Below are 3,460 nucleotides of genomic sequence, written 5' to 3' on the forward strand. Positions count from 1 at the left end.
CCGTGGAGGTACTGGCTGGGTTGGTAGCCGTCAGTCGATCACGAGCCGTTCCCCGCCGAAGTCTGCGATGATCTCCAGGTGCTCATCGAGTGCTCTGACGTAGGCGGCGAGGGTACGCAGCTCGCTGGCATCGACATGGGCCCGCTCGATGGGGGAGATGCCTTCCTGCCGGACGTGCGTACGATCGGCGACGTCCGCCTGGGTGAGACCCAGACACCGACGCATCTCAGCGAGCCGATGCGCGCGGTTCTCCGCCACGAGCCGCCCCGCCCCTGCCTCGACCTCGCGGCGGTCGTGTTCGCCGGGGAAGAACTCGGTGAGGAACCCGTCCCTGTCGTATCCGTGGGCGGGGCTCATGCGTCACGCTCCTTGAGGTAGAGGGCGTAGCGGGCTTCGGCCAGTGGGATAGCCTCTTCGTACCGGAGAGATCGCAAAATAAAATGCGGTACTATTTATTCCGAATTATGTCATCGGCCGCCATATACGATTTGGTAGGGGTCACTGGTGAGTTCTCCTGTGGTGCTCGACGAGGACCGTGAAATGGGCGATCTGACGGTCTTCCCTGGCGTCCTTGAGATAGTGAGTCTTGTCGGCCGATTGTGCCGACGGCCGAGATTCGGCGATCAAGCTGACGCGCTCGACTCGCGGGGCCGCCGGGCGCAGCGGGGGCTGCCGCTGGTGTGCCTTGTCCGGTCGCCGCGGCATGCCGGTCTGCTGGGTGGGCTGGCCCGGCGGATGGCACACGCCCGGCCGAGCCGAGTACCGCACTGCTTGGTGCGGCTACGTACGGATAGCGGGACCGGTGATTTCCCTGGCAGTGACGCACAGAAGGTTCGAGAGATTCTGGCCCATGCTGCAGCGAGGTTGGGCAGCAGCCGGAACGCCACGGGCGGCCGGATCCGGTTCCGCCGGTTTGGCCTGCTGGACTGGCTGATGAGCCAAGACCTCGGGGAGACTGAGGCAACGAGGCGGGATTCGGAACTGCGGAACAGGCTGCGCCGGCGGGACGTCGTGCAGCGGTTCGACGACGCGATCACCAGCGCGGGTCAGCAGGTACCGGACCTGCCGGGCTGGTGGCGGTTTCTTGCCGTCTTATTCCGCGCGTTGCCACCCCTGTTGTTCGTGCTTCGGGTGAGCGGCCGGTTGCCGGTCGGCGCGCAGTACCGCTGGTTCCTCCGCCAGCCGCATCTCACTCCCGAGGTACCCGGCGGCTTCATCGGCTTCGCCGAACGGCTCACCGCCGGGTCGGACGGATGGCACCAAGAGGACCCTGAGCAGGTGGCTCGGTTATTGACCAACGCGTTTCTGGAGGACCTCCGCCGCGCTTGGCGATTCTCGTGGTGGAGAGGTAGACCGAGGCGGATGACCTATACCATCCTGTTCCTTGACAACATAACACCCGAGAACGGCGGCTATGCACTGCTCCAGTTGATCAATAGTGTACGCAACGAGGTCGGGCACTTCGACCCACTGCTGCTGATCAGCGCGGGGGAACGGCTCCCACCGGAGGGTCCGGACCTCGTGATCGAGAATCGATCGGTCTATTCCGCGCCGAACGCGACGTCTGCCTACGACGTTTGGCGGGACTCGTTGCGGGACCTACGCCGGGCCCGTAGCGACACAGCCTGGTACCTGCGCTTTTCGGTATCGGACTTCGAGGGATCCGACCGGCAGAGGGATGACTTGCGGCAACAGGTCGACGGCCTGCGCGCGAGCGCGTTCCGGGTCGCTCGCCCCCCGTGGTGGGGCCGGCGGGGTGTAGTACCCGTCGGCACGATGCTCGCGCTCCTCGCCATGCTCGCTACCGTCACGATTTCGTACGTCCGTTGGAGTAATGAACACTGCGGAAGCGGATGGGGACGGCCGCCGGCGGGCTCGACGTTGATCCGGGTGGACGGGCAATGTATCGGGATCACCGACGGTTCTTACTCGTTCGATCCCTCGCTCGCCAACGTCACCGAGATAATCCGAAGCCAGAACCAGCAGACGGAGAAACGGTTTCAAGATGACCCGTCCCACGCCTATTTCACCGTGGTCGACCTCCAGGCGCTGACTCCTTTCACTCCCGGCGCCGGCCTTGCCGCCGAACGGGAATCGCTGGAGGGCGCCGCGGTGTTCCAAGCCCAGACACTCCAGGACCCATCACTCCCGCTCGTCCGCCTGCTGATCGGCAACGCCGGAATCGATATGTCGCACGGCAGGATAGTGGCCGAGCAGCTGCGCGACCTGCCAACGTCCGCTGCGCCCCTGGTCGGCGTCATCGGACTGGATCATAGCACGCGAGCCACCGACGAGACGGTCCTCGCCCTTGCCAACGGCGGCCTGCCCGTGGTGGCGGCCAGTTTGTCCGAGGATCAGTTGGCCGACTCCAATCCGATGTACTATCAAGTGTCTCCACAGAACAAGCGGGAGGCTGCTGTAGCAGCGGCGTTCGCAGCCGAGCTGTTAAAAAGCGGCCAGATCACCAGACCCGAAGTGCGCGTGTTCTCCCCGGACAATCCAGAGGACACCTACGCCCAGAATCTTACGGACCAAGTCGTAACAGCCTTCAAACAAATCAATTTCGACATCGAGGAGCGTAAGTTCGCGCCGAGCACGATGCCCGCATCGAAGATAAAGCCCGGAATCCTGTACCCCCTGCAGAACGGCAAGAACACCTGTGGGTATCCCGGGCTCGTCTACTACGCGGGCGACGGCATCCCCGACTTCAACGCGTTTCTTGGTGGCGTCAGGCAATGTGCTACGCCGCCGACGGTGCTCGCGGACGACGACGTGACCCGCTATGTGGCGGACACCAGAACTCGAGAGCTGAATCAGACCGTGCCGTTCTGGTACGCTTCGTTCGCGACGACGCCCACGACAACGCCGCGTGCCGCCGAATTCTACCATAACCTGCATGCGCTCTTTCCGCGGGAACAGGACCGCGGCGCGGACCCGTCGTTGGATGGACATGCGGCGCTGACCTACGACGCACTGCAGACGCTGCGGGCCGCCGTCGGACATCTACGACTGGGTGACACCTCTATACCCATCACGCCGGGAACCGTCTGGAGAGAGATCAGCAGCATTCGCAGCTCGCCGCCGAGCAGGGCGAATCCCAATCCCAACAACAACGCCGTGCAGGGCATCACCGGGCTCATCGATTTCGGCGCGACGGGCGGCAATCTGCACTATCCGGCCAACAAGCAGATCAGTATCCTCCAGGTGCGGCAGGGGGCGGTCGACATCGGCGGCCACCCGTTCTTTTGCGGTCCACCCGGCGAACCCGGTCAAGCTGACCACTGTCCGTTGGAGCAGACGGCCGCTCCATGACTCAACGGGCCGGGCCGACGTTCGCCGATGGGTGCAGCCCCGCTGAACTGAGATCGCTGGGCTAGTGATCTTTGGGTGTCGTGACGTTGTTGACCAACGGATGTGTATATCAGTTGTTGCTTGAGTACGGCCGCGGATCAGCCCTCGA

General features: G+C 64.0%; 2 protein-coding genes. One reads left to right on the forward strand and one right to left on the reverse strand.

Features of this window, described 5'->3' with window-relative positions:
* Positions 1–30: 30 nt before the first annotated feature.
* Complete coding sequence (locus tag MJ783_RS22215; protein ID WP_239313592.1) at positions 31–357, reverse strand: helix-turn-helix transcriptional regulator; 327 nt, start codon at positions 355–357, stop codon at positions 31–33.
* Positions 358–504: 147 nt separating this feature from the next.
* Here MJ783_RS22215 and MJ783_RS22220 point away from each other — a divergent pair, with 147 nt between their 5' ends.
* Entirely contained in the window at positions 505–3,312 is a 2,808-nt protein-coding gene (locus tag MJ783_RS22220) for a hypothetical protein (RefSeq protein ID WP_239313595.1), read from the forward strand.
* The last annotated feature ends 148 nt before the right edge of the window (positions 3,313–3,460 follow it).

The sequence above is a fragment of the Protofrankia sp. Cj3 genome (genome assembly GCF_917627355.1).
Lineage (GTDB): Bacteria > Actinomycetota > Actinomycetes > Frankiales > Frankiaceae > Protofrankia.